Genomic DNA, 24,217 nt, shown 5'->3' on the forward strand with positions numbered 1-24,217 from the left:
TCAGGCCGCGGCCGCCCGCCTAAGCAGCGACAATGGTACCCGATAGCGAAGGATCCGGGCATGCTGGCTGACAGTCACCGTGCAGGTCTTGCGGTTAACGCGTACCACCTGGCCCCGCTTCTCGCGCCGGCCATCGCCGAACACCACCGAATCCCCCACCTGCCAGCGCCGGTACTCCGCAGCGGGACTCGGAAATTCAAAGGGTCTACTGGATAGCGCTATCCCGCAGTCGCTGGCCAGCCCGGACAGGTGCCGTCGGGTAGCGTCGGCTGCACCGCTATGATGCAGATCGTCCAGGGCCTCATAGAAATGCCGGTTGTGAACGGAGCCGTAATGCCGTTGCCCGGCACTGTGCTGCAGCAAATGGGCAAACTCATGGCAGCAGGTATGCGCCAGCAGGTTCAGCACAGTTACCTCGCCCCCGAAATAACCCCGGCCACGGATCTCCCGGGTTGATAGCCAGCCCTGGGCGGTGGCCGGTTGATGCTTGGCGGCGATCATCCGGGCTCCGTAGGTAATCAGGTGCTGTTTCTTGCGAGGATCAAAGCGGTGGTAGGTGGCCTGGCCCGAGCCGACCCGCAATGCAAGCCCGGCGCCCGGATTTGCCTGCTGAACCCAGCCTTCAGCCGGCGTCCAGAGAATGTCCCGGGTGGTCTGGCACATGAGGGTGCCAATCTGCCTTGCTGTTTGCGATTGAGTGGGGGTCACAAAATGTACCGGTGGCGCTTGATCTCGAATGTCAGGCAGCTATTTTCCAGTAATTTGCTGGTGAAAACAAAAACGGCCGGCCCGAGGGCCAGCCGTTTTCCTGCGATCGAACCTGAGGGATCAGGCTTCGACCGGGGAACGCCAGTCGTCAGCACCGGAAGTACCGGCAACCGCGTGCTCCCAGGTAACCTTACGGTAGGCCAGGGATACTTCTACCAGTTGGGTGAACTCGGCCTTGGCCGGATCCTGGCAGTGGGGCATGTTGCAATCGATGTTGATGATGGTGGCATCTTCCAGGATGGTGGAGAAGAAGTGCTCCTGCTTGCCTTCTACGGAAGTGCGGTACCACTTCAGCTCTACCTTCGGCAGCATTTCGCCGGAAGCCAGGGCGTTGTACATCAGCGGAGTGGCTTTGTTCAGGGCCGCAGTGAACTTGAACGGCTTGTGAACGCGCTGACCGGAAGGCTGGCCGGACTGGGGGTCAGTCGGAACGGTAACAACGTGGCTGAATTCCTGGACCAGCACTTCGTCTTCGTGACCTTCAACGTAGATGTTGCCTACGGAATCGGAAGTGAACGCGCCAGCGGTGATGTTACCCTGGGTTTGGCCTTCGATGCTGATATAACAAGGAGTTGGCATAGTCTGCTCCATGACAATGTTGTGAATGAGTGTCCCAAGGATGTTCCCTGGACGGCATAACAGATAACAATTTCCGTGCCAGTTATTGAATGTATTTATATAACAAGTGGTTACGTGACCTGCGGGCGATATCCGAGTGTCTGCGGGCAAGGCGTTGCTTGGCGGGCGGGCGAGCTTTTGCTGGCTGGGCAATAAATGGCCCAAGGCTCAGTTCCAGGAGCCACCGGCGAGGGAGGTTAATAGCGCCAGCAGGAGCAGGGCCGAGACGCCTTGCCAGAAACGTACCGGATGCCGCTCCATGAGAGGTGGATGGTGTCGGGCACGCCAGTCCCGTCCGGGGTGTCGGAGTTCGTAGAGCAGTTCCGACAGCGCCGGGTAGCGGCGATGGGGCTCCGGATGGGTGGCCCGGGCCAGGGTGGCATCCAGCCACGGCGGCAGGTCTTCACGCCAGGCCCTGGCGGGCCGGTATGTCAGAGCCTGTAGTTGTTTGCGAGTGCGGATGCGGGGTACATCGGTATGGTAGGGCAGGCGCCCGGTTAATAGTTGATAGATAATCACGCCCAGGGCGTACTGGTCCGACTGCCAGCTGCCGGGTTCGCCGAGAAAGAGCTCCGGCGCCGAGTAGAGGGCGGCTCCAATAGGATAGCAAGCGGCAGGCTTGCCGGCTTCTTCCAGACCGGCGACCCGGGTAGCTCCGAAATCGACCAGCATGGCCCGGCCATCGGGTGTGATCAGGACATTTTCCGGTTTCAGATCCTGATGCACCATTTCCAGCCGGTGGAAGGCCCTGAGTCCCCGGGCAATCTGTTCGGCCAGTTGTCGCACGGTTTCCAGGTCTGGCTGCGGATGATCAAGCATCCATTGCCGCAAGGTACAACCTTCCACATAGTCAGTAGCCAGATACAGGCAACTCTGCGGGCGCTCCGGGGCAAAGATGGCAACCACATGGGGGCTCTGCACGCGCTGGGCAATCCAGCGTTCGGTGACAAATCGCTCCAGCTCATCCGGATGCTGCCGCAACTCCATCGCCGGAAACTTTATTGCGACTTGTTTCCCGGAACTTTCATCCACGGCCAGGTAAACGTGGCTTCGGCTACTGATATGCAGGGCCCGGATGATCCGATACCCGTCCAATACCTGGCCGGGTTTGGGCTCGGGTGCGAAGGGCAGTTCCCGGTAGGCCTCCTGGGCGCTGGTATCTTGTCCCCGGCAAGGCAATCGCGTTACCCGCAGCACCTGAACCGTCAGGTTATCCTCACTGCCCCGCTCCAGTGCGAGGTTGGCCAATGCCCGGGCAGCGTGATCCAGATTGTCCCCGCCGTCTGCAAGGCATCTGGTGATATCCCCTGCAGACAGTTGTTCGTATACACCATCGGTCGTCATCAGAAACACGTCGTTCTGGTGCAGTGCGACACTGCGATACTCAATGTCCAGTTGCTGACTCAGCCCCAGGGCTCGGTTCAGGCAGCTTTCCTCGGCTGACAACCAGACCCGGTGGTCGGTTGTGAGTTGTTCCAGCGTGTTGCCCTGAAGTCGGTAGATACGGGCGTCTCCCACATGAAACAGGTGCGCCGTTGCGGATTTCAGAACCAGCGCACTGAAGGTGCAGACGTAGCCCCGGTCCTGATCGTAGCGATATCGGCTTTGCCGGGTCTGGGCGTGCAGCCAGGCATTGCTTGCCCTCAGCACCCGTTCGGCCGATTGTTTCACCGACCAGCTCTCGGGGGTCGAGTAGTAGTCGCTCAGGAAGCCGGCCACGGCCGCTTCACTGGCTACCTGGCTGACATTGCTGGAGCTGATGCCATCGGCGATCACCGCCGCAATGCCTTTGCTGTGGCGCTGATGATTGTCGGGTATCAGCAGGCCGTGGAAATCCTGGTTGACGGGCTTTCGGCCGGCACTACTGAAGTGTCCGGATTCAATGGTGAGCTTATGGGGGCTGGGCATGTATGTGAGCCAGTGACAGCCCGCCGGTGTGTGCGGCACCGGCAGGGCGTCAGCGATGATCAGGCGCTACGGGCGCTGGCTGGTTCGCGGTAGTCCGCTGCCAGCGTGCGCTTGGGTGCGGTGCGAACGTGGGTGGCGTAAAGCGTCAGCCCAGTGAAGGACAGGCCGCCCACCAGGTTGCCCAGAACGGTGGGGATCTCGTTCCAGATGAAGTAGTCCATGATACCGAACTCGCCACCCATCATCAGCGCAAACGGGAACAGGAACATGTTCACGATGGAATGCTCGAAGCCCATGTAGAAGAACAGCATGACCGGCATCCACATGGCCAGAACCTTGCCCTGGACCGTGGTGGAGATCATCGCTCCGACCACGCCCATGGATACCATCCAGTTGCACAGTACACCCCGCAGGAAGATGGTGAACCAGCCAGCCACACCATGTTCAGCATAACCCAGGGTACGGGCCTTGCCGATAGAAGCAATTTTGTCTCCTACCACTCCGGCTTCGGTGTTGAAACCGTAGGTGAAAACAAAGGCCATGATGGTGGCAACCGTCAGGGCGCCGCCGAAGTTGCCCAGGAACACCCAGCCCCAGTTACGAAGGATGCCGCGGGTATCCACACCGGGGCGCCGATCGAGCAAGGCCAGCGGGGTCAGCATGAACACCCCGGTGAGCAGGTCGAATCCCATCAGATAAAGCATGCAGAACCCGACCGGGAACAGCAGTGCGCCGACCAGCGGGCTGCCGGTCTGTACGCCGACGGTAATGGCGAATACCGCCGCCAGTGCCAGGATGGCCCCGGCCATAAAGGCCCGGATCAGGACATCCCGGGTGGCCATGTAGATTTTCGATTCACCGGCGTCCACCATCTTGGTGACGAACTCCGAAGGCATGATGTAAGACATAGTGTGTTCCCCTGATCGCTTTCTGGTTGTCTGGAGCCAACAAAAAACGGCGCCCTCATTGCCTGCCGGGTAGGGACAGGAATGAGTAGACGCCGTCGTCTGAACAGAATGTGCGCGGGCAGCCTGCATGAAGATGAACAGGCTATCTGCTGAGGATGTCTGAGCAGATAGCGTGCCAGCGTTGGAAACGTTCAGGGTTTGATTTAAAAATCAACAGGTTGAGTGGGGCGTCGGTTGCGGTTTGGTGCCTGCATTGCTGGCCAGCGCACCGGCAGAGTGCGCCCTGCCTTTCCTTGGTGCCTGGCAGCGGGTGAATCAGCGCAGATTAAAACGGACTGGCAGAGCGTAGGTAAAGGATTTGCCGCGCATGGAGTCCGGCACGGCTGGAAGTGGCGCCGCCTGCGCCAGCATGGCCAGAGCGGCATCGTCCAGCAATGAGTGCCCGGAACTGTCGCGCAGCGAGTGTTCCACCAGCGAGCCATCGCGCCGGAACTCGAAGACAATCACCGGTGTGCCCTCCTGGCCTAGCCGGCGGGCACGGCGAGGATACTCGTAATAGCGCGCCAGGTGCCGGCTGAGCTTGCTCAGGTAGCTGTCTACCTGTGATGACTGACCGGCATTCTGCAAAGGTACCGCGCTTTGGTTGGTGTTACTGTCCGCTTCTTCGCCCTGAGGTTGTTCGGAACTTTCTGCCACGACCTCGGTGGTGCTGGATTCTGGTTCCTGCGGTGTGGGGGCAGGTTCCGGTATTGGCTCAGGCTCAGGCTCTGGAACGGGTTCCGGCTTCGGTTCAGGTTTCGGTTCCGGCTTTGGCTCTGGTTTGGGGACAGGCTTGGGCTGGGGTTCAGGCTCCGGAGCCGGTTCGGGCTTGGGTTCCGGGGTGATTTCCGGCTTTGGCTCTACCGTTTTCTTGCCGGCGAGGTTGATCTTGATTGCGGGTGCGGTGTTCACGGCGCTGTCGCCCAGAACCGGCATTTCCAGCGTTTCCTCGGGCGTGGCCAGGACCGCTGTAATGGCGGTTGCGATCATGGCGATGATCAGGAACAGGGCTTTGGGTAGCCGACCTGCTGTTGTCATGTGGCAGGCTCCGTGAGCAGCAGAACTTCCGAATAACCGCCCTCTTCCAATATTTTCAGCAAATCCTCCAGATCGGCCATGGTCAGGCTTTGATCCGCAGCAATTTTCAGCGGTGCGTTTTCATCAGGAGCAGGCAACGCGGCAAGCAGGCTCTCGCGGGTCTGGTGCTTGCCTTCGACCTGCCATTGACCATCGGCCTGAACCATCATGTCGGCTTCGGGTGCCTGCTGATCCGGACTCTGCTCGGTGCCAGGCAGTTCTGGCAGTGGCTCGTTGGTGAGTTGTCCGGCCACAATGAAAAACATCAGCAGCAGAAACACCAGATTGATCAAAGGCAGCAATGCGTCTTCAACGCGTTCCAGAAGGCCCTTGCCAGAGGTTGATGGGGGTGGAACCAGTTCTGTCATGAGTCAGGCGTGTTCGCACGCTTCCAGTGAGGTTCAATGCCAGCGTTATCCAGCGCACTGAGGGTCCGGGTGAAATGGGCCAGGCTGGTATCGGGTGTTGTGGCCAGATTGGCTTCACTCACACCTTCAACGTTCAGCGTCGACAATAACTGCGCCAGGGTGTGATCCTTCTCCTTCCAGCGCACAGTGCCATCGGCATTGACTCTGAGTTCTGGTAGAGGCTCACCCGTGGCAGTGCTCTGCTGGCCGGTATTGTTCGCCAGTTCCAGGTAATCTACCGGTAGCAATCGGGTGGTGAGCATAAAGAACACCAACAGGATGAACACCACATCGATCAGTGGTGTTATCCGGATGGGAATCGGGCGGTTTGGCCGGGGGTCAACCAGCTGCATGAGCCAGCCGCTGATTATCGCCGACCGAGTAACCCCGGTCAGTCTCTGCTGCTCTATTAGAGCGGGGTTCGGCCACCGGTGTAGCTGGTTCGGCCTGAGCGGCCTGCTCGTTGCCAGGTAAAACGTTGAAGACGCTGACCAGGGCACTGTTGATGGTTTTGTGAATCCGGCGTAGACGGAATTCGATCCACGCCGCCAGAGCCGCAAAGGGAATGGCCACCACCAGACCTGCGGCCGTCGTGGTCAGCGCCTCATAGATGCCACCGGAAAGCTGGCTGGCGTTGGCGCGGCCGTCGGTCGCCGCCATCGCGCTGAATGCCTCCATCATGCCCATTACAGTGCCCAGCAGGCCCAGCAACGGGGCCAGAGCAGCAATCACTTCGATGATTTTTAACGGTGCCTCGAACGGTTCCAGCGCCGCTTGTGCATCCCGTACTGCCGTTTCCCGCACCGCACTGATGTTCGGATTGCTCTTGCTGGCGGTCATGGTGTTGACCAGCAGATGCATCAGCGGATTGGTGCGCCCGAGCAAGCCGGCGTCGGCTCTGATCTTTTCCGGGGAAGTCTGGGCCGGGGATGCCTGCCATTGCTGAACCAGGTAGCGCAATTTTCGGGTAAATCGCGGGGCATAGAAGGCTCCGAACAGCATCAGATAAAAGAACGTGATCACGCCAATGGCAGCTATGGCGATCAGAACGATCATGACTGGGCCGCCCATTTCGACCAGTTGGCCGAGTGGCCCTTGGTCGAACAGCGATGCAGAAGTGGCAGTGATGGAATCCATACAGATATTCCCGGCGAGACGAAAATAGACCTAAATAATAACGATTATCAGTAGAATTTCAAGTCTCGATCTGACGTATCCGCCCGCCTTTGTTAGACTTTCGGTGACGTTTGCAACTATCTGGTGTTCGTGATGGGCGCCCAGAGCCTGAGAGCCTGAGCAGCGGGGTAATTAATTTGGTCAGAAAATGGTTCGGCAGCCTGGTCAACCGAGCCGTCGCCCTGGTAGTGGTGTTTGTGGCGACCTCCGCGGTTGTCATTGCGGCCTTCGGGTGGCTGCTCAGTCGGGCCGAGCTGGAGGACATGGCGTATGGTCAAGTGGAAACCATTGCCGGAATGGTCGCCAGGGAACTGGATCTGAAGCTGTCGGAAAGACTGGATGTACTGACATTGGTGGCCGAAGGCTTCCCCTCTACCGAGATCGTGCTGGAAAACCGGGCCCGGGTCCTGCTGCGTAATCAGGATGCCCTGCTCCAGCTTTTCGATGCCACCTTTATTCTCGATGCCGATGGTCGGTTACTGGCAGCTTCCCCAGCGTCGTATTACGTACCCGGTTTCAATGCCTCGCAGCGCCCCTACTTCACCGATCTGGTCAGCCGGATGTCGCCCATTATCAGCGCTCCCTACATTACCGTAATTGATGAGCAGCCCGGCGTTATGGTGGCTGCTCCCCTGTTTGATGCAAAGCAGCGTTTCATCGGCATGATCGGGGGGCTTATTCTTTTGCAGGGCGATAACTTCATGAGTGAGTTTGCCGATCTTAGGGTAGGCCAGACAGGTTATCTGCGCCTGATTACCCACAACGGCATCGTGCTCGCTGATGGCCAGTCGGAAGAGGTGATGGTGCCCGTAAGCACATCGTCCAAATCACTGTTGCAGGCGATGTCCGGTTTCGAGGGCACATCCCACGATAATCCGGGCGGCAAGACCGGGACGATAACGGGCTATGCACAAATGGCGCTGGTGCCCTGGTTTGTAGCAGCCGTGTGGCCGGAGCGTGAGGCCTTTGCCCCGGCTCTGAGAATGACCGGTGGATTCAGCTGGGCGTTGCTGGCGGTGGTAGCAGTACTGGCGCCCCTGGCCTTCTGGATCTTCTACCGGCTATTGGCACCGTTGCGCAATCTTGGGGTTCAGATCTACCAGCGGCACACCGGTGAGCGCGAGGAGCCCGTTTCTGAAGTGGGCGGATCGGAAATCCGGAATGTGGCGAAGGCCTTCAACCAGGTGCGGGAGGAACGGGATGAGATTTTCCGGTCACTGGCCGAACGCGAGGCCTTCTTCCGATCCCTCACCAGCAATGCCCCCATCGGCATCGTGCATACCGATATCCTGGGCCGTATTGAGTTCGTGAATCCGGCGTTTCTGGATATCGTCGGGCGCCCCGAGGACTGGCTCCGCCATCGCTACCTGATTGAAACCGTGGCCAGCGAAGACCGGGACAAGGCCATGAAAGGATGGCGCAATGTTCTGGTGCGCCGCAGTTTTTTCAGGAGCCGGCTGAGGTTGCTAACCCATCGTCTGCCCGGTCATGTCTGGGTGGATGTCATTACCTCGGTGATCGACCTGCCGGACCAGGCCATTGGTACCATTACCGCCGTCCGGGATGTGACTCAGGAAATGCGCTTTGAACGGGCCATTCGTGAGGAACAGCAACGGGCGGATTCGATTCTCGATGTGCTTCAGGAAGGGGTGCTCATGGTGGATACCGAAGGCGCTATCCGCTACGCCAATGGCGCTGCCTGCAGTTTTCTGGCGTTGGACGATGACTGTGTTGGCCATAACTTCTTCGAATCCGTCACCATCCGTCATGACAATGAAGAACTGCTGTATGAAACCTTTCTGGCCGGAGAGGAAATCGACAACCGCTACGTGACCCTCGAAAACCTGGCTGGCCGGATCTACGACATCGATCTGACCATGCTGCATATGCGCAAAGGAGAGCGGCAGGAGCGGCTGGTGTTTGTACTCAGGGATGACAGCGAACGTCGGCGGGAAGAAGAGCGATTGTCCTGGGAGGCCACCCACGATGCCTTGACCCAGTTGCTGAACCGGCGGGCGTTTACCGCCTCATTGCTCAAAGCTTTGGCCGATGCACCCCAGCAAGAGGTTCCGGCGGTACTGATGATGATTGACCTGGACCACTTCAAACCCGTCAATGATGAGGGAGGACACCTGGTTGGCGATGATCTGCTGAAGCGGCTGGCGGATGTGTTCAAACAGGCCGTGCGTCAGTCGGATACGGTAGCCCGACTTGGCGGTGATGAGTTCGCCATTCTGTTGCCAGCCTGTGGTATGGCACGCGCAGAAACCCTGGCTGAAAGCATCCGGGCAAAGTTGCAGGCGTTGAAGATCGAACACGACGGTCGCCAGTTCGGCGTCACCGTCTGTATTGGCCTGACGCCGGTTTCAGCTCACGACAACGGCCCGAAAGAGGTGATGGCACGGGCTGATGAAGGCTGCTACATCGCCAAATCCCGGGGCCGGAACTGCGTAGTATCGATTGCATTGCCGGACGAAGGCGACCGGCCTTAGCCAAGCCAGCCAGCAGAACGCGCTGCCTGCCAGAGCAAGCGGAACGCCAGCAGGGTAAGTACCAGGTTGAAGGCGGTGTGGAACCACCGGTTATTGATGGATTTAAGCAGGTGCAATCCAAGCCAGGTGCCGGCAAAGCCGCAGGCGATCATGGCCAGAATAAAGAGCAGCCACTCCGAAAACACAAAACCGGCCACGCCGAATACCAGGGCCTTGGGGGCGTGCTGCAGGGTCATGGCGGTGCCAAAGGTGGCGACAGTGCGGAAGCGGTCGGTGTGAATCTGCTTGATAAACGCCGCCACCAGGGGGCCGGTAGCGCCCACGAACAGGCTCACGAAACTGGTGATGGCAGAAGCGATAAACACGCCGAACGGGCCAAAAGAGGCCTTGGGCAACCCGGGGCCCCAGCACAGGTAAAGCACGAACAGGGCAATGCTCAGTTGCCACAGATGAGCCGGTAGATCGACCAGCAACCAGGCACCCAGTCCGGCACCGGCCAGCACCCCCGGGGCGAAGGCGGCGATCACCTTCCAGTCGATATGATGCCAGGTCAGTATGGCCCGGCCACTGTTGGAACCGAGCTGAATCATGCCGTGAACAGGAATGATCGCCGCCGGTGGCAGCCAGGATGCCATCAGTACCAGCAGCAGGACACCGCCGCCGGCGCCCAGGGTGGCGGTTATCATGGAGGTAACCGCTGACGCCATCAGCAGGAACACAATCACGCTGGTGCTCAGGGCTTCCGGAAACACGATCAGGCTCATGGAACTCACTCTGGTATTGGCGTAAGCTCCTGAGTTTCCGGTTTATAACGGGAATGTCCAGGGGACTTTCGCCGAAGAACAACAAGCAGGGTTGCCAATGAAACCGTCCGAATATCTCCGTTACGATGCCACGGCCCTGGCCGATCTGATTCGCCGGGGTGAAGTCACCTCCCGGGAAGTGACCGAGGCCGCTATCGACCGTGCCAGCGCCGTGAACCCGCGCCTGAATGCCATCTGCCACCCGCAGTTTGCGGAGGCCATGGATCAGGATTTTCCTGCACAGGGCCCCTTCGCCGGGGTGCCCTTGTTGCTCAAGGATCTGGCACAGGAACAGGCCGGGCATCCGTGTACATACGGCAGCCGGGCTCTGCTGAAGAACGTGGCCACGCGGGATTCCCAGTTTGTGCGCCGTGCCCGGGAGGCCGGGCTGGTTTTTCTTGGCCGCACGGCAACCCCGGAATTCGGCCTCAAGGCCGTGACCGAATCGGCGCTATGGGGCCCCAGCCGTAACCCCTGGGATACCGAGCGCACGCCGGGCGGCTCTAGCGGCGGTTCTGGTGCTGCGGTCGCGGCTGGCATTGTGCCCATGGCGGGTGCCAACGATGGCGGTGGCTCCATTCGTATTCCGGCCGCCTACAATGGCTTGTTCGGGCTGAAGCCGTCCCGGGGCCGGATTTCGGTTGGCCCATACGCTGGCGAGGCCTGGACCGGAGCGTCCACCGATCATGTGGTTTCCCGGACCGTCCGGGACAGCGCCGCGATGCTGGATGTGCTGTCCGGTCCGGCCAGTGGCGATCCGTTTACTATCCCACAGCCATCGGCCCCCTGGGCGGACCTGATGCAGCAGTCACCGGGCCGCCTCAAAATCGGCGTATTTACCTCGTCACCCTATGACACCGAGGTGGCGCCGGAATGCGTCGCCGCAGTTGAAGAAACGGCCCGCCTGCTGGAATCCCTGGGCCACGATGTAGAGTATGCCCGCCCGGAGTTTGATGGGCTGGCCCTGGCCCGCTGCTACCTGGCGCTGTATTTCGGTGAGGTATCCGCGCTTATGGAACGCGCGAAAACCGAATTCGGCGCCACCGATCGGGATTTTGAGCTGGAAACCCGGCTGCTGGGTATGCTCGGGCGCACCATGCCGCTGCCAGACTATGTTCGCCTGCGCCAGCAGTGGAACGATTTCGCCCGGGCCCTCGGGGCCTATTTCGATCGTTTTGATCTTTATCTGTGTCCCACCACTGGCCAGTTACCGGCCCGGATCGGAGAAATGGACACACCGGCTCACCTGAAGCTGGTGGCGCGACTGATGCTCGGTCTGAAAGCCGGAAAGCTGGTGCACAAAAGTGGACAGGTGGACCAGATGGCCCTGGAAAGCCTGGCCAGGACGCCATTCACCCAGCTGGCCAACCTCACGGGTACGCCAGCGATGTCGGTACCCATGCATTGGACCCGTGACGGGCTGCCGGTGGGTGTGCAGTTCGGAGCCGCCCACGGTGGTGAAGATCGCCTGCTGCAGGTGGCAGCCCAGTTGGAAGAGGCCAATCCGTGGTTCAGTAACTACGATCGCCTTGAGGATGCTTTCTGAGGTTGAAGAAAAAACCTTCTCCGGGGGTTGTGATCCGCGGTGGCCAACTCCACGTTTATCTTTCCATGTGGAACAGGCTATGCTGTAAGTCAGGGACACCGGTTCCTGACCACCCTGATGGCATCGAGGAGGCGAGCATCTTATGAACCAATCGATGGCAATCGACGATCTGGTATCCGTAGCGCAGGCTGAAGCCATGGGGGAACTGGACGCCCCGATGATGGCGATCGTCCTGTCCAGTGATCAGAGCTACGACCTTCCCATCAACTCACTGGAGACTGATGCCGACAAGGCTCGCTGGGGGCTTATTCTGAGAGCGGCCAGGGAACATGTGGAGGCCGACGCGGTCGCGGTGCTCTATCCGGCCTGGACCACCATCCGCCGCAAACCGGCCGAAGGCCAGCCCGAGCCTGAGCAGGCGGCGACTGATGACGACGCCCGGGATGACGATAATGGCCCCATCGATACCCTGTTCGTCCAACTTCACACCCGTGATCGCATCTACTGGCGGGGTTTCGAGCAGATCCGCGACCCGCGTCACCAACGCATTATCGGCTTCCGCCGGATCAAGGCGCTGTCTACCGACTACGACCGAGATAACGCGCCGTCCGTGGCCTCCTGGCTGAGTACCCTGTTTGAGCCGCTGCCGGATGAGGGCGAGGAAACCGACGTGGATCGGGAACTGGCGGATCTGTTGGAAGAGCCCGAAGTCAGCGCGGCGTTATACCCAAGGCAGATGCGTTCACTGCACTAACCTTTCTTGGTGCCGGCCCCGATGTCAGCGTACTGACATCAGGGTCAGGCACAACTGGGCGTTCTGGATGAAGTGGCCAAACGCCGCCAATTGCTGTTCCGATGGCACATAGCCTGCGGCCGCATTGTCTGCGTAGAACAAGCCTACCAACCGGCCCTTGGCTTTCAGCGAACCTGCCAGCGCCGGAACTTTCCCCAGCCAGCGATCGTAGGGTACGCCCTCGGTCTGCTTTCGGGGTTCATAGACGGCGCAGGTGCCATGGGGCAACAGCGGCCCAAGGGGCCCGGTGCCGTCTTTCTTGATGACAAAGTGCTCGCGCCACTCTTCGGTGCCGCGGCCACCTACCTTGCGCGGTACCAGTAGTTCGCCGGAGCGGTCGGTCATCAACAGGGCTACGCGCTGCATGCCGATGGCCCGGTGAATCCCCTCAATCACCAACTGGCAGACCTCATTGATGTCCGGTTTTTCCGCCAGGGTCTGGGTCAGTTCCCGCAGAATCTGCAGTTGCAGATCGGAGTCCATGGCCGGGGCCTGGGTATCGGGGGCTGACTCCTGGTTGCCCGGCAGCAGAGCGGTCACTTGCGGGATGCCCAGAGAAACCGCCACTTTGCTGGCTTCCTGGGCGTTTACCTTGAGTTGATCACGGATGGCGGCGGGGGTTTCACCGATGTCGTCAGAGAGCTTCTCGAGCACCTTGTCCATCTCGGCCCCGCTCCAGCCGTTCTCGGACACCCGGGCCATTTCGACGCTGTTGCGGACCAGGCTGCTGGCCATGGAGTTGGCTTTTCCCGGCGCTACCACTTCCTTGATGAACGGTCCCAGCGACCAGGCATCCACCAGCCCACGGGTTATTTCGGTAAAGGTGGTATGCAGCACCGCTTTCTGGGCCTCGACCGGGGGCTCTTCCAGCCGCAGGCGCTCTTCAAGTTCGCTGGCCTGCTCGGTTTCGCAGGACCAGAAAGCCAGTTCCCCAATGTTCATCAGCAAAGCGCCGATAAAGACCTCTTCCAGGGCGTGCTCGGTGCGTTTGGGCATCAGACAGCGGGCCTGTACCGCGGCATGAATCGCCCTGGCCAGGCATCGCAGCAGGTGGGGGCGGTCATTGCGTTTAAGCAGGGAATCGACAATCAGAGACGAAATCGCCATGGACTTCACGGCATCAAAGCCGATCAGCGTGATGGCCCGGCTGACCGTGCTGACCTGGGTGCGGGTCTGGTTGTAAAACACCGTGTTGGATAACCGGAGCACCTGGGAGGTGAGCTGGGCATCATTGAGAATCACGTTTGCCAACTCATTGACGGTACTGTTGCGGCTGTCTGTCAGTTCGTTGATCTGCCGGAGGGTGTTGGCCAAAACCGGCAACTCTACCTTGCTCAGGTAGGAAACCCATGCCTGGGTTGAGTTCATCCTTGAGGGCGAAGTTTCGGACGGAGTAGTCACGGAAGGGGCGCGCCTCGGAATGGTGGACAGTTGTTAATGTTCTTTGTGGATACGAGTTTAGCTGAGCCGGGACGGGTCTGTCAGGTACCTTTTGGTGTAAGGGCAACTACCCACCTGCCGGCCACCGGGCGGGATTCGGGTTTGCCCCCTGAATAGGCTATAATCGCCGGTTTTAACGACGCATCTGCAAGGCACTGATCGTGATTGTATTTGACCAGGTAGAAAAGTCGTACCAGGTGGCTGGCCGGGCGATCCCCGCGCTGCATCCCACCAGTATGACCATCGAGACCGGTGAGGTGTTCGGCATCGTCGGCCACTCCGGCGCGGGCAAATCGACCCTTGTCCGACTGATCAACAAACTGGAACCCTCCACCGGCGGTCGCATCCTGATCGACGACGAGGACATCACCCGCTACAGCGCCGCAGAGTTGCGGGCCTTCCGACGCAAAGTGGGCATGATTTTCCAGCATTTCAATCTGCTGTCGTCCAAGACGGTGGCTGACAATATTGCCTTCCCGATGAAGCTGGCGGGCATTTATTCCAAGGCTGAAATTCGCAGTCGGGTGGATGAGCTGCTGGCACGGGTGAGCCTGAGCGATCATGCCAACAAATATCCGTCCCAGTTGTCTGGCGGGCAGAAACAGCGGGTAGGCATTGCCCGCGCTCTGGCCTGCAGACCGACTATTTTGCTGTGCGATGAAGCCACCAGCGCCCTGGACCCACAAACCACCCAGTCGGTACTGAAGCTGCTGGCGGACATCAACAAGGAACTGGGCCTGACTATTGTGCTGATTACCCACGAGATGGATGTGGTGCGCCGTGTCTGTGACCGGGTGGCGGTGATGGATGCCGGCCGTGTGGTGGAAATGGGGCCGGTCAGTGAAGTCTTTCTGCACCCCCAGCACCCGACCACCCGGGATTTTGTGTTCGAAAGCGAAAACGTCGATCGCGATGAGTTGCAGGAAGATCTGCAGAAAGCCGAGGGTCGTATTCTGCGACTGACGTTCAAGGGGGAATCCACGTACAAACCGTTGCTGGGCAGTGTTGCCCGGGAATCCGGTGTGGATTTCAGTATTCTCTCGGGCAGGATTGATCACATCAAGGACACGCCCTACGGCCAGTTGACCCTGTCGTTGGTGGGCGGCGATCTGGAGGTCGCCATGAAAGCGCTGGAAGCCGCTGAAGTTCATGTGGAGGTGGTGCGCTGATGGAAGCCTTGATGGAAAGCCTTATGGGGAACGTGGACTGGGCCGAAATTGGCTGGGCCAGTTGGGATACCCTGGTGATGGTGGGCATGTCGCTGTTGTTCAGCGTATTGATTGGCTTGCCCATAGGAGTGCTGTTGTTCCTGACCGGCAAGCGTCAGTTGCTGGAACAGCCGGTGGCCTACGCCATCCTGTCGTTTATTGTGAATGTGCTGCGCTCTGTGCCCTTCATCATCCTGCTGATTGTGATGATCCCGTTCACGGTAATGCTGATCGGCACCTCCCTGGGAGTGGCCGGCGCGATTCCCCCGTTGGTGGCCGGTGGTGCTCCGTTCTTTGCCCGCCTGGTGGAAACCTCCTTGCGGGAGGTGGACCGGGGCATTATTGAAGCAACCCAGGCCATGGGTGCGAATGTCCGACAGATCATCTTTGGTGCCTTGCTGCCGGAGGCACTTCCCGGCATTATCGCGGGCATTACGGTAACGGCCATTACTCTGGTGTCTTACGCAGCCATGTCTGGCGTTATTGGTGGCGGCGGCCTTGGCGACCTGGCGATCCGGTTCGGTTACCAGCGGTTCCAGACCGACGTGATGGTGATTACTGTGGCCCTGCTGGTGATCTTTGTGCAGGTGTTGCAGATGGCGGGCGATCGCCTGGTTCTGTATTTCAGCCGTAAATAATTAACGCAGGAGATTTGTTATGAACCTGAAGAAAACTCTGGTGGCTCTGGCCGCTGTTGCAACCTTCTCGACCGCTGCGTCGGCAGAACAACTGTCCGTAGCCGCGACTCCGGTACCCCACGCCGAGCTGCTGGAATTCGTGAAGCCGGCCCTGGCGGAACAGGGTGTGGAGCTGGATGTGAAGGTGTTCACCGACTACGTGCAGCCCAACATCCAGGTTGATCAGAAGCGTATGGATGCCAACTTCTTCCAGCACCAACCGTACCTGGATGAGTTCAACGATGGCCGTGGCACCAACCTGGTGACTGTGACCGGCGTTCACGTGGAGCCGTTCGGCGCCTACTCCAGCAAGATCGAGTCTCTGGACGAGCTGAAAGAAGGTGCGGTTGTGGCCATCCCCAACGACCCCACCAACGGTGGCCGTGCTCTGCTGTTGCTGCAGAAAGCGGGCCTGATTACCCTGAAGGACGAAAGCAAGATCACTGCGACCCCGCGTGATATTGCCGACAACCCCAAAGACCTGGACTTCAAGGAACTGGAAGCGGCGACCCTGCCGCGTATCCTGAACCAGGTGGACCTGGCACTGATCAACACCAACTACGCGCTGGAAGCGGGTCTGAACCCGTCTGAGGATGCCCTGGTGATTGAAGGCTCTGAGTCGCCGTACGTGAACATCCTGGTCGCCCGTCCGGACAACAAGGACAGCGAAGCCATGCAGAAGCTGGCCAATGCGTTGAAATCCGATGCGGTGAAGGATTTCATTATGGAGAAGTATGAAGGTGCGGTTGTTCCGGCGTTCTGATCGGAGCAGCAGTACCTTCGGGTACTTTCAGGCACAAAAAAGGGCAGCCGGTTTGGCTGCCCTTTTTGTTTATGGCGTTGGTATCAGTCGCCACTCCAGTTGGAACGTGGGTCTGGTGTCATCCGCAGGTAGGACTTCACGGCTTTGTAGCCTTTCGGGAAGCGCTTTTTGATCTCATCTTCATCCTGCAGGGACGGCACAATCACCACATCACTGCCACTTTCCCAGTTGCCGGGTGTGGCCACGCGGTGTTCGTCGGTCAGTTGCAGGGAGTCGATTACCCGCAGTACTTCATTGAAGTTACGACCGGTGGAAGCCGGATAGGTGATGATCAGCCGAATCTTTTTGTTGGGGTCGATGATGAACAGCGAACGCACGGTCAGGCTGTCGTTGGCGTTCGGGTGGATCATGTCGTACTTCTCGGACACCTGGCGGTCGTGGTCTGCAATGATAGGGAAGTTGACCGTGCAGCCCTGGGTCTCGTTGATGTCCTTGATCCAGTCGTGGTGAGAATCCACCGGGTCGACACTCAAGGCGATGGCCTTGACGTTACGCTTGGCAAATTCATCTTTGAGCTTGGCGGTCAGGCCCAGCTCTGTGGTGCACACCGGGGTAAAGTCGGCCGGGTGAGAAAACAGTACGCCCCAGCTGTTGCCTAGCCACTCGTGAAAGCGAATGCGGCCCTCGGTGGAATCCTGTTCAAAATCCGGTGCAGTATCTCCAAGACGCAGACTCATACTTACTCTCCTTCGACACGGTTGTTGGCAAATTCGTGTATTGCGCCGGCGTTGCCCGCCGTTGTTGTCTGATCAGTGTATACGAGTAACTGTGGTGTTGGATGCGCCAGTTACAAGGGCGACTTGATCTGGCGCATCCAACGGTTTGCTCACATCCTTATGAGCAGCTTGCATAAACAGGGTGTTACTTCACGCCCAGGGCTTTCTGCTTGTCGAAATGCTCCCGGGTCAGTTTGAACACCACCGGGCTCAACAGCAGCAGGGCAATCAGGTTGGGCAGTGCCATCATGGCGTTCAGGGTATCGGCCACCAGCCAGATAAAGCCCAGGTTGATGGTGGCGCCCACCGGAATGGCCACAATCCAGAGCACCCGGTAAGGCAGAATGGCTTTCACACCGAACAGGAATTCAATACAGCGCTCGCCGTAGAAAGACCAGCCGATGATGGTGGTGAACGCGAAGATCGCCAGGGCAATCGCCACCACGTAGTTGCCGAAGCCCGGCAGTCCGGTTTCAAAGGCCAGGGAAGTCAGTGCCGCCCCGGTTTCGCCGGACGTCCAGGCACCGGAGGTGATGATCACCAGGCCGGTGATGGAACACACGATAATGGTGTCGATGAAGGTGCCCAGCATGGCCACCATGCCCTGCTTGACCGGGTTCTTGGTTTGCGCCGCAGCGTGGGCGATGGGGGCAGAGCCCAGGCCTGCTTCGTTGGAAAAGATACCCCGGGCCACACCAAAGCGGATGGCAGCCCAGACCGCAGCACCAGCGAACCCGCCCTCGGCCGCGGCCGGGCTGAAGGCATAGCTGAACACCATGCTCACCGCTTCCGGAATCTGGTTGGCGTTAATGGCCAGCACAATCAGACCAATCAGCACATAAGACACCGCCATGAACGGTACCAGCGCGCTGGCCACCTGGCCGATACGCTTGATGCCGCCAATCAGCACCATGCCCACCAGTGCCATCAGGATGACCCCGGTTACCCAGTGGGGCAGGCCGAAATTGGTTTCCAGTACATCGGCAACGGAGTTGGCCTGAACCGTGTTACCGATGCCAAAGGCGGCCACCGAGGCAAACACTGCGAACAGGATACCCAGCCAGGCCCACTTGCTGCCCAGACCGTTACGGATATAGTACATGGGCCCGCCCACGTGGTTGCCGCGCTCGTCCACTTCCCGGAAACGAACCGCCAGCACCGCCTCGGAGTATTTGGTGGCCATGCCCACCAGGGCTGTGAGCCACATCCAGAACAGCGCACCGGGGCCGCCTAGGAAGACTGCGGTCGCAACGCCGGCAATATTACCGGTACCCACGGTGGCAGACAGTGCGGTCATCAGGGCCTGGAACGGGGGAATATCGCCGTCGTCCTCGTCACCGCGGGCCCGGCCGCTCCACATCAGGCGAAAACCGGCCCCCAGTTTCATGATCGGCATCAATTTCAGGCCAATACTCAGAAACAGGCCGACGCCCAGAATCATCACCAGCATGGGAGGGCCCCATACCAGTCCGTTGATTTCACTTACAAAATTGGAAATGGCTTCCATGGGTTCTCCCACTGTTTACCACGGATGAATCAGGATTATTGAGCCCTGAAAGGGCATAACCCATTGAGTTTAGTCGACAATTATCCGATGTAAACCGTTTTCATAACGCCGGTTTTTCATTTCTGTGTGCTTTGCCTATGTTTAGGGTATGGAAGTGCTCAATCGGGCACCGTTATTCTGTCTGAAAGGAAGTTATTGATGCGCTCATTGAAAATATCTGAAGTGATGTGGAACCACATTGAACCGATACGCTGTGGTACGCCGGTCACCAGGGTGGTGAAAGCCCTTCTGGCCAATCATGTTACCGGTTTGCCGGTGGTGGATGATCATCGCCGTGTGCTGGGCTTTGTCTCGGAACAGGACTGTATACACTCGCTGCTGGTCAGCAACTACCACCACGAAGGTGATCCCCTTGTGGATGACGTGATGTTCCGGCAGCCGATGACGGTATCGCCGGACATGTCGGTGGTGGATCTGGCCCAGAATCTGGGGGCCGGTAAGCCAAAAGTGTACCCGGTGGTTGATCATGGCAAACTGGTTGGTATCGTAACGCGTACTGCCATTCTGGCGGAATTTGCCAAGTCCGGTTTCAGTATCGACAAACCCAGCTATGCCGGGGCTGAAGACTAATCGCTAACCACATCCTTAACTCCGGGGGGATCTATGGACCTGTTATCCACCAACGTCTGTTTCGACGGAGAACACCGCCGCTATCGCCATACCTCCGCTACCCTGGAGTGCGACATGGAATTTGCGGTGTTTCTTCCTCCTGCGGCGCTGGGTGCTCAGGCCAAAGAGGTGCCGGTGCTGTACTGGTTGTCGGGCCTCACCTGCACCGATCAGAATTTCATGCAGAAAGCCGGCGCCCAGAAACTGGCGGCAAAGCTGGGCCTGGCCATTGTTTGCCCGGATACCAGCCCCCGGGGCGTGAATCTGCCTGGCGAGGATGACAGCTATGATTTCGGCTCCGGAGCAGGCTTCTATGTGAACGCGACCCAGCAGCCCTGGGCGCCGCACTACCGGATGTATGATTATGTGGTCAAGGAGCTACCGCAGCTGGTGGAAAACGAGCTGCCGTTGAACGGCGAACGTTCGGTCAGTGGCCATTCCATGGGTGGGCACGGGGCCCTGATTGCGGCTTTGAAGAACCCGGGGTATTACAAGTCGGTATCGGCCTTTGCACCAATTGCCAACCCCATGGCCTGCCCCTGGGGCCAGAAGGCGTTTACCGGATATCTGGGTGAAGATCAGTCGGCATGGGAAGCCTGGGATGCCACCATGCTGATTCCGACCGCAAAGGAACGGTTGCCGCTACTGGTGGACCAGGGTACGGCCGATGAGTTTCTGGACAGCCAACTGAACCCGGATGCCCTGGCCGATGTGTGCGAGAAATTCCACCATCACCTGAACCTGCGTATGCATCGGGGCTATGACCACAGCTACTTCTTTATCGCCTCGTTTATTGATGACCACCTGAACCATCATGCCCGGGCACTGGGGCTGATCTGAGTCAGGAGCGGAAGCCCCAGAGCATGCTGAAGTCCATGGATGGCATGATCTCGGGCTCTTCTGGCGCACGCACGTTGTATTCCAGCAGGCTGGTATCGCGCTCAAAGGTGCCGCTGTAGCGGTTGCCTTGGGGGCCGAAGATCGCCTTCACGAAAGGTCCCCGGGTACGATCCGCCCGGCGGGTGACCACCCCCACCTCGTTATTCACCAGCCGGACCAGCATGCCCGGGGGATGATCGCCCAGTACCTGCAGCAATGAACGCGGGATGGCCGGCCGGAACTTGCCATCCGCCAGGGTGGCGATGAGCTTGCGAGCCTCGGTGATGTTCATCCGGTTGCGGTAGGCCCGTTTGGTAATCATCGCCACATAGCGTTCAGACAGAGCCAGAATTTCCGCTTCCGGCAGGATTTCCCCGCCACTGAGGCCCTCCGGATAGCCGGAGCCATCCGCCTGCTCGTGGTGCTGGGCAATAATCCGGAGCAGCAGCTTGTTGCTGATGCCGGCAGACTTCAGCGCTTCAATGCTGCGCAAAGGGTGTTTACGAATCACCGCGCGCTGATCGTCCGTGAGCACCTTGTTGGAAGCGTTGAGCTGATCCGCCACAGGCACCAGCGCGAGGTTGGCGGTCAGGGCGGCGGCGGTGAGCACGGTGGCTCGTTTTTCTTCCAGCCCGAACTGGCGGGCGATGAAGTGACACAGAATGCCGTAGAACAGAATCTGTTCATGGATGGTGGGGCTGATGGAATACAGGTGCACCAGCGCCAGACTGGCGTCGGGTGCTTCCTGGCAGGTTTTATCCAGCATTCGGCACAGGCCCAGCAGGCGTTTCTGGGCGGTGGGATCTTCCGAGGTAATGGCCTTGAGCGTGGCTTCCAACGTTGTCAGCAGGTCACCGTATTCCGCAAACGGATTCCGCTGGCGCAGGTCTTCAAACGCTTCCTCTTTCGGCCGCTCAATCTTCCGGGGCTTGAATCGCCCTCGTTCAAACAGTTGCTCCAGCTGACCGTTGGTCTGAATCACATAGCCCTGGCGCAGAAGAATATTGCCTTCTGCGTCGAAAACGTCCCAGGGCAGGGGCTTGCCGATGGTGAGTGCCCCGGGGGCTATTCTTATCAGTGAGTTAGACACAATGTTCCTGGTTCTGCCGGCGGTACGCGATAGTATGGCTGGCCAATAGGTTTGAAGCTAATGATCGTTGCCTGGACGATTATAAAGTGGATTACGTTGGAATATTAGAGAAAAGCAAAGCGTGATGCAGGTCACATTGTGTCGCTTTTGGTGGTAGATTTGTTAAGAATCGTTGCCCTGGAACGACCGTTTGAAAAGCTTGCGCTATTCTTGGATGCTAAATAAGACTTTTGTCGGATCCAGAGCTGCATGTTTCACCGTCTGAAAAACGATTTTCGTTTATCCATCATTACCTTGCTGGGCATCAGCGGGCTGGTGGGCATCACGCCGTTCGCGGTGCTGCGGTTTATGCAGGGCAACCTGCTGGCGGGCGTGGTGGATAGCGCGATTCTGGGCGGTATTGCGTTGAGTATGGCTTACGCCTGGTTAACGGGTGATACCCGCAGGACGGGCCTGGCCATGGCGATTATTTCGTCCTACGGTGCTGTGGTGGTTGGCAGCATTGTCGGGGATCCGGGGTTGTTCTGGTTGTATCCCTGCCTGGTAACCACCTTCTTCCTGGTCGGCCCGAGAATTGCGGTGGGTATTAACCTGTCCGCTATCCTGGCGATGATGGTGGTAGGGCTGGCCTTCAGCAGCCAGGAACAGATGTGGTCATTCTCCTCTACCGCGGTGGTGGTCAGTGCCTGCGCCTATGTTTTTGCCCACCGAAACCATAGCCAGCGCCGGCGCCTGGAGCAACTGGCCACCATCGACCCGCTGACCGGCGTAAAGAACCGCCGTTCGATGGATGAAGAGCTGGATGTGGCCGCTGCGAATGCCGAGCGTTCCGGCCTGCCCTATGCTCTGGTGTTGCTGGATATCGACCACTTCAAGAAGATCAACGATGAGTATGGCCATGGTGTAGGTGACGATGTGCTCACCGAGCTGGTGGCCCTGCTGGAGAGCAATACCCGCCGTTCCGACCAGCTGTTCCGGTATGGTGGCGAGGAGTTTGTCCTGCTGTTGCCAGGTGTGGATGGCGTCAACCTCAGGGCGGTCATGAACAATCTTCAGCAGGTGCTGCGCAAATACATGAAACACCCCGGCGGGCCGGTAACCGCCTCATTTGGCGTGGCCCTGCTGGGCCATGGCGAGAGTGTGGAAAGCTGGCTGGCCCGGGCCGATAATGCCCTGTACACCGCCAAGGAAACCGGGCGCGACCGGATTGTCTATGCCGAGGAGATTGGTCAGCCCATGCCGGAGCCGGTGCCCACGGCTGCGGGTTGATTGTTTTCATCAACCGGTGGTGGCTGAAAACGAAACAGGCGCCAGCCAAGTAACAGGCTGGCGGAGGTCAGTCCGGCGGTCAGTCCTACCCAGAAGCCTGCAGCGCCCAGCGCCGGCCACAGCCAGTCGGTAAATGTCAGTACATACCCCAGCGGCAGGCCCACCCCCCAGAACGAAAACAGCATGATAAACATGGGAATGCGCGTGTCCTTGTAGCCGCGCAGGGCGCTGATGCAGGTTACCTGGATAACATCGGCAATCTGGAACATGGCGGCGAAGGTGAGCAGCCGAATGGTGACGGCCTGAACCTCGGCATCGCCGGAATACAGGCTGGCAATGGCGCCGGAGAACACGAACAGCAGGGTGGCGAACAGCAGTGCGATGGCCGAGGCCAGAATCAGCGAACTGCGGGAGATGAGCCGGGCGGAATCCGGGGCTCGTGCACCCACCAGAAAGCTGACCCGAAGGGTCAGCGCCATGCCGATGCTCAGCGGCAGCATGAACAGCAGCGATACCACATTCAGGGCAATTTGATGCCCGGCAACCACCACTGGCCCCAGCGGCGCCAGGAACAGCGCGATTACCGCAAACATGCTGGCTTCCACGAAGATGGTGAAGCCGATGGGCACGCCGATGCGCAGGATGTAGCGAATGCCAGCCCAGTCGGGCTTGACCCAATCGGCAATCAGATGAAACTGGCGGAAGGTCTCGCTGCGGTTCAGGTAGATCAGCATGGCGACGGCGGCGACACCATTGGAGATGGATGTGGCCCAGCCACAGCCGATGCCACCCATGGCGGGAAGCCCGAGTTTGCCGTAAATGAAGATGTAGTTCAGTGGCAGGTTGATCAGGGTGCTGAGCACGGAAAACGCCATGATCACCCGGGTATGTCCCAGGCCGTCGGTCAGGCCCCGAAGGGCGTTAATCAGCAACAGGGCGGGTATGCCCCAGGCAAAGGCGTCCAGATAACCCTGGGTGATGCCGGCGGTGTGCGGGTCGAGTTTCAGCAGGGCCAGGATGGGGTGGACATTGGTTAGCAGCAGAGCCATCACCACGGTACCGCCCGCCGCAATGTAGATGCCCTGCCAGGTGGCGGGCATGATCTTATGGGTTGTCCGAGCGCCGTTGTAGCCGGAAATGATCGGCTGCAAGGCGCCGAGCATGCCCATGAAGAACAGGAAAAGGGGCATCCACAGGCTGCTGCCGATACCCACGGCTGCGAGATCTTCGGCACTGGCGTGGCCTGCCATCACGGTATCGATCACACCATTGGCCATCTGTGCCACCTGGGCAATCAGAATCGGACCGCCCAGAAGGGCCAGGGTTTTCCACTCGGCGAGCGTGCGCTGAATCAGCGGTTGGCGGACTTCGGGTAATGGCTGATGGGTTTCGTCCATGGCGCTC

23 protein-coding genes are annotated in these 24,217 nt (G+C 59.2%); 9 read left to right on the forward strand and 14 right to left on the reverse strand.

Annotated features, from left to right (window positions below; genetic code table 11):
- The 8 genes from ACF8YQ_RS00860 to ACF8YQ_RS00895 form a co-directional block, all read right to left on the reverse strand.
- Window positions 1–708 carry a hypothetical protein gene (locus ACF8YQ_RS00860; protein ID WP_396622328.1) on the reverse strand — a complete coding sequence of 236 codons (708 nt, stop codon included), beginning with the start codon at window positions 706–708 and terminating at the stop codon, window positions 1–3.
- A gap of 120 nt (window positions 709–828) precedes the next feature.
- A complete protein-coding gene (locus ACF8YQ_RS00865; protein WP_011783759.1) occupies window positions 829–1,347 on the reverse strand; it encodes an Hcp family type VI secretion system effector in 519 nt (172 codons plus the stop codon).
- A gap of 207 nt (window positions 1,348–1,554) precedes the next feature.
- A complete protein-coding gene (locus tag ACF8YQ_RS00870) occupies window positions 1,555–3,294 on the reverse strand; it encodes a protein kinase (protein ID WP_396622329.1) in 1,740 nt (579 codons plus the stop codon).
- A 59-nt stretch (window positions 3,295–3,353) separates the two neighbouring features.
- Window positions 3,354–4,202 (reverse strand): formate/nitrite transporter family protein, encoded by an 849-nt coding sequence (locus ACF8YQ_RS00875; protein ID WP_396622330.1) that lies wholly within the window; start codon window positions 4,200–4,202, stop codon window positions 3,354–3,356.
- Window positions 4,203–4,517: 315 nt separating this feature from the next.
- The gene (locus tag ACF8YQ_RS00880; protein WP_396622331.1) at window positions 4,518–5,279 is read right to left on the reverse strand and encodes a TonB family protein; all 762 of its coding nucleotides are present in this window, start codon (window positions 5,277–5,279) and stop codon (window positions 4,518–4,520) included.
- Window positions 5,276–5,686 carry a biopolymer transporter ExbD gene (locus tag ACF8YQ_RS00885; RefSeq protein ID WP_222447491.1) on the reverse strand — a complete coding sequence of 137 codons (411 nt, stop codon included), beginning with the start codon at window positions 5,684–5,686 and terminating at the stop codon, window positions 5,276–5,278. Before ACF8YQ_RS00885 ends, ACF8YQ_RS00880 begins: the two co-directional genes overlap by 4 nt.
- Window positions 5,683–6,078 carry a biopolymer transporter ExbD gene (locus ACF8YQ_RS00890; RefSeq protein ID WP_286893655.1) on the reverse strand — a complete coding sequence of 132 codons (396 nt, stop codon included), beginning with the start codon at window positions 6,076–6,078 and terminating at the stop codon, window positions 5,683–5,685. Before ACF8YQ_RS00890 ends, ACF8YQ_RS00885 begins: the two co-directional genes overlap by 4 nt.
- Window positions 6,065–6,862 carry a MotA/TolQ/ExbB proton channel family protein gene (locus ACF8YQ_RS00895; RefSeq protein ID WP_222447493.1) on the reverse strand — a complete coding sequence of 266 codons (798 nt, stop codon included), beginning with the start codon at window positions 6,860–6,862 and terminating at the stop codon, window positions 6,065–6,067. The genes ACF8YQ_RS00890 and ACF8YQ_RS00895 overlap by 14 nt, the downstream gene beginning before the upstream one ends.
- Window positions 6,863–7,038: 176 nt before the next feature.
- On the opposite strand from ACF8YQ_RS00895, the gene ACF8YQ_RS00900 reads away from it, so the two are divergent.
- Window positions 7,039–9,393 (forward strand): GGDEF domain-containing protein, encoded by a 2,355-nt coding sequence (locus tag ACF8YQ_RS00900; RefSeq protein ID WP_396622332.1) that lies wholly within the window; start codon window positions 7,039–7,041, stop codon window positions 9,391–9,393.
- Here the strand turns inward: ACF8YQ_RS00900 and ACF8YQ_RS00905 are convergent.
- Window positions 9,390–10,157 carry a sulfite exporter TauE/SafE family protein gene (locus tag ACF8YQ_RS00905; RefSeq protein WP_141066765.1) on the reverse strand — a complete coding sequence of 256 codons (768 nt, stop codon included), beginning with the start codon at window positions 10,155–10,157 and terminating at the stop codon, window positions 9,390–9,392. The two genes, ACF8YQ_RS00900 and ACF8YQ_RS00905, sit on opposite strands and share 4 nt — an antisense overlap.
- A gap of 97 nt (window positions 10,158–10,254) precedes the next feature.
- On the opposite strand from ACF8YQ_RS00905, the gene ACF8YQ_RS00910 reads away from it, so the two are divergent.
- Window positions 10,255–11,742, forward strand: a complete 1,488-nt coding sequence (locus ACF8YQ_RS00910) for an amidase (protein ID WP_396622333.1) — start codon at window positions 10,255–10,257, stop codon at window positions 11,740–11,742.
- A gap of 142 nt (window positions 11,743–11,884) precedes the next feature.
- The gene (locus ACF8YQ_RS00915) at window positions 11,885–12,496 is read left to right on the forward strand and encodes a hypothetical protein (protein ID WP_011783800.1); all 612 of its coding nucleotides are present in this window, start codon (window positions 11,885–11,887) and stop codon (window positions 12,494–12,496) included.
- A gap of 24 nt (window positions 12,497–12,520) precedes the next feature.
- Here the strand turns inward: ACF8YQ_RS00915 and ACF8YQ_RS00920 are convergent, their stop codons facing one another.
- Window positions 12,521–13,936 (reverse strand): HDOD domain-containing protein, encoded by a 1,416-nt coding sequence (locus ACF8YQ_RS00920; protein ID WP_396622334.1) that lies wholly within the window; start codon window positions 13,934–13,936, stop codon window positions 12,521–12,523.
- 200 nt (window positions 13,937–14,136) lie between these two features.
- On the opposite strand from ACF8YQ_RS00920, the gene ACF8YQ_RS00925 reads away from it, so the two are divergent.
- From ACF8YQ_RS00925 to ACF8YQ_RS00935, 3 genes are read left to right on the forward strand one after another with little or no spacing between them, the layout of a single operon-like run.
- Window positions 14,137–15,144 (forward strand): methionine ABC transporter ATP-binding protein, encoded by a 1,008-nt coding sequence (locus tag ACF8YQ_RS00925; protein WP_014420170.1) that lies wholly within the window; start codon window positions 14,137–14,139, stop codon window positions 15,142–15,144.
- Window positions 15,144–15,821, forward strand: coding sequence for a methionine ABC transporter permease (locus ACF8YQ_RS00930; protein ID WP_014420171.1), 678 nt, complete (start codon window positions 15,144–15,146; stop codon window positions 15,819–15,821). The genes ACF8YQ_RS00925 and ACF8YQ_RS00930 overlap by 1 nt, the downstream gene beginning before the upstream one ends.
- A gap of 19 nt (window positions 15,822–15,840) precedes the next feature.
- Window positions 15,841–16,623 carry a MetQ/NlpA family ABC transporter substrate-binding protein gene (locus tag ACF8YQ_RS00935; RefSeq protein WP_022993421.1) on the forward strand — a complete coding sequence of 261 codons (783 nt, stop codon included), beginning with the start codon at window positions 15,841–15,843 and terminating at the stop codon, window positions 16,621–16,623.
- A gap of 83 nt (window positions 16,624–16,706) precedes the next feature.
- Here the strand turns inward: ACF8YQ_RS00935 and ACF8YQ_RS00940 are convergent, their stop codons facing one another.
- Together ACF8YQ_RS00940 and ACF8YQ_RS00945 are read right to left on the reverse strand one after the other, a co-directional pair.
- Window positions 16,707–17,360 (reverse strand): peroxiredoxin, encoded by a 654-nt coding sequence (locus ACF8YQ_RS00940; RefSeq protein WP_396622335.1) that lies wholly within the window; start codon window positions 17,358–17,360, stop codon window positions 16,707–16,709.
- 184 nt (window positions 17,361–17,544) lie between these two features.
- A complete protein-coding gene (locus tag ACF8YQ_RS00945; protein WP_224851582.1) occupies window positions 17,545–18,906 on the reverse strand; it encodes a sodium:alanine symporter family protein in 1,362 nt (453 codons plus the stop codon).
- 198 nt (window positions 18,907–19,104) lie between these two features.
- Here ACF8YQ_RS00945 and ACF8YQ_RS00950 point away from each other — a divergent pair, with 198 nt between their 5' ends.
- Window positions 19,105–19,536 carry a CBS domain-containing protein gene (locus tag ACF8YQ_RS00950; protein ID WP_199453529.1) on the forward strand — a complete coding sequence of 144 codons (432 nt, stop codon included), beginning with the start codon at window positions 19,105–19,107 and terminating at the stop codon, window positions 19,534–19,536.
- Between the two features lie 33 nt (window positions 19,537–19,569).
- Window positions 19,570–20,415 (forward strand): S-formylglutathione hydrolase, encoded by an 846-nt coding sequence (gene fghA / locus ACF8YQ_RS00955; RefSeq protein ID WP_396622336.1) that lies wholly within the window; start codon window positions 19,570–19,572, stop codon window positions 20,413–20,415.
- Window position 20,416: 1 nt separating this feature from the next.
- On the opposite strand, the gene ACF8YQ_RS00960 is transcribed toward fghA, so the two are convergent.
- The gene (locus ACF8YQ_RS00960) at window positions 20,417–21,544 is read right to left on the reverse strand and encodes an HD-GYP domain-containing protein (RefSeq protein ID WP_396622337.1); all 1,128 of its coding nucleotides are present in this window, start codon (window positions 21,542–21,544) and stop codon (window positions 20,417–20,419) included.
- A 249-nt stretch (window positions 21,545–21,793) separates the two neighbouring features.
- Between ACF8YQ_RS00960 and ACF8YQ_RS00965 the strand changes: the two genes are divergently transcribed.
- The gene (locus ACF8YQ_RS00965) at window positions 21,794–22,813 is read left to right on the forward strand and encodes a GGDEF domain-containing protein (protein WP_396622338.1); all 1,020 of its coding nucleotides are present in this window, start codon (window positions 21,794–21,796) and stop codon (window positions 22,811–22,813) included.
- Here the strand turns inward: ACF8YQ_RS00965 and ACF8YQ_RS00970 are convergent.
- The gene (locus ACF8YQ_RS00970) at window positions 22,774–24,210 is read right to left on the reverse strand and encodes an MATE family efflux transporter (RefSeq protein WP_396622339.1); all 1,437 of its coding nucleotides are present in this window, start codon (window positions 24,208–24,210) and stop codon (window positions 22,774–22,776) included. The genes ACF8YQ_RS00965 and ACF8YQ_RS00970 overlap by 40 nt on opposite strands.
- Window positions 24,211–24,217 lie beyond the last annotated feature (7 nt).

The sequence above is a fragment of the Marinobacter sp. W-8 genome, from assembly GCF_044342215.1.
Classification (GTDB): domain Bacteria; phylum Pseudomonadota; class Gammaproteobacteria; order Pseudomonadales; family Oleiphilaceae; genus Marinobacter; species Marinobacter nauticus.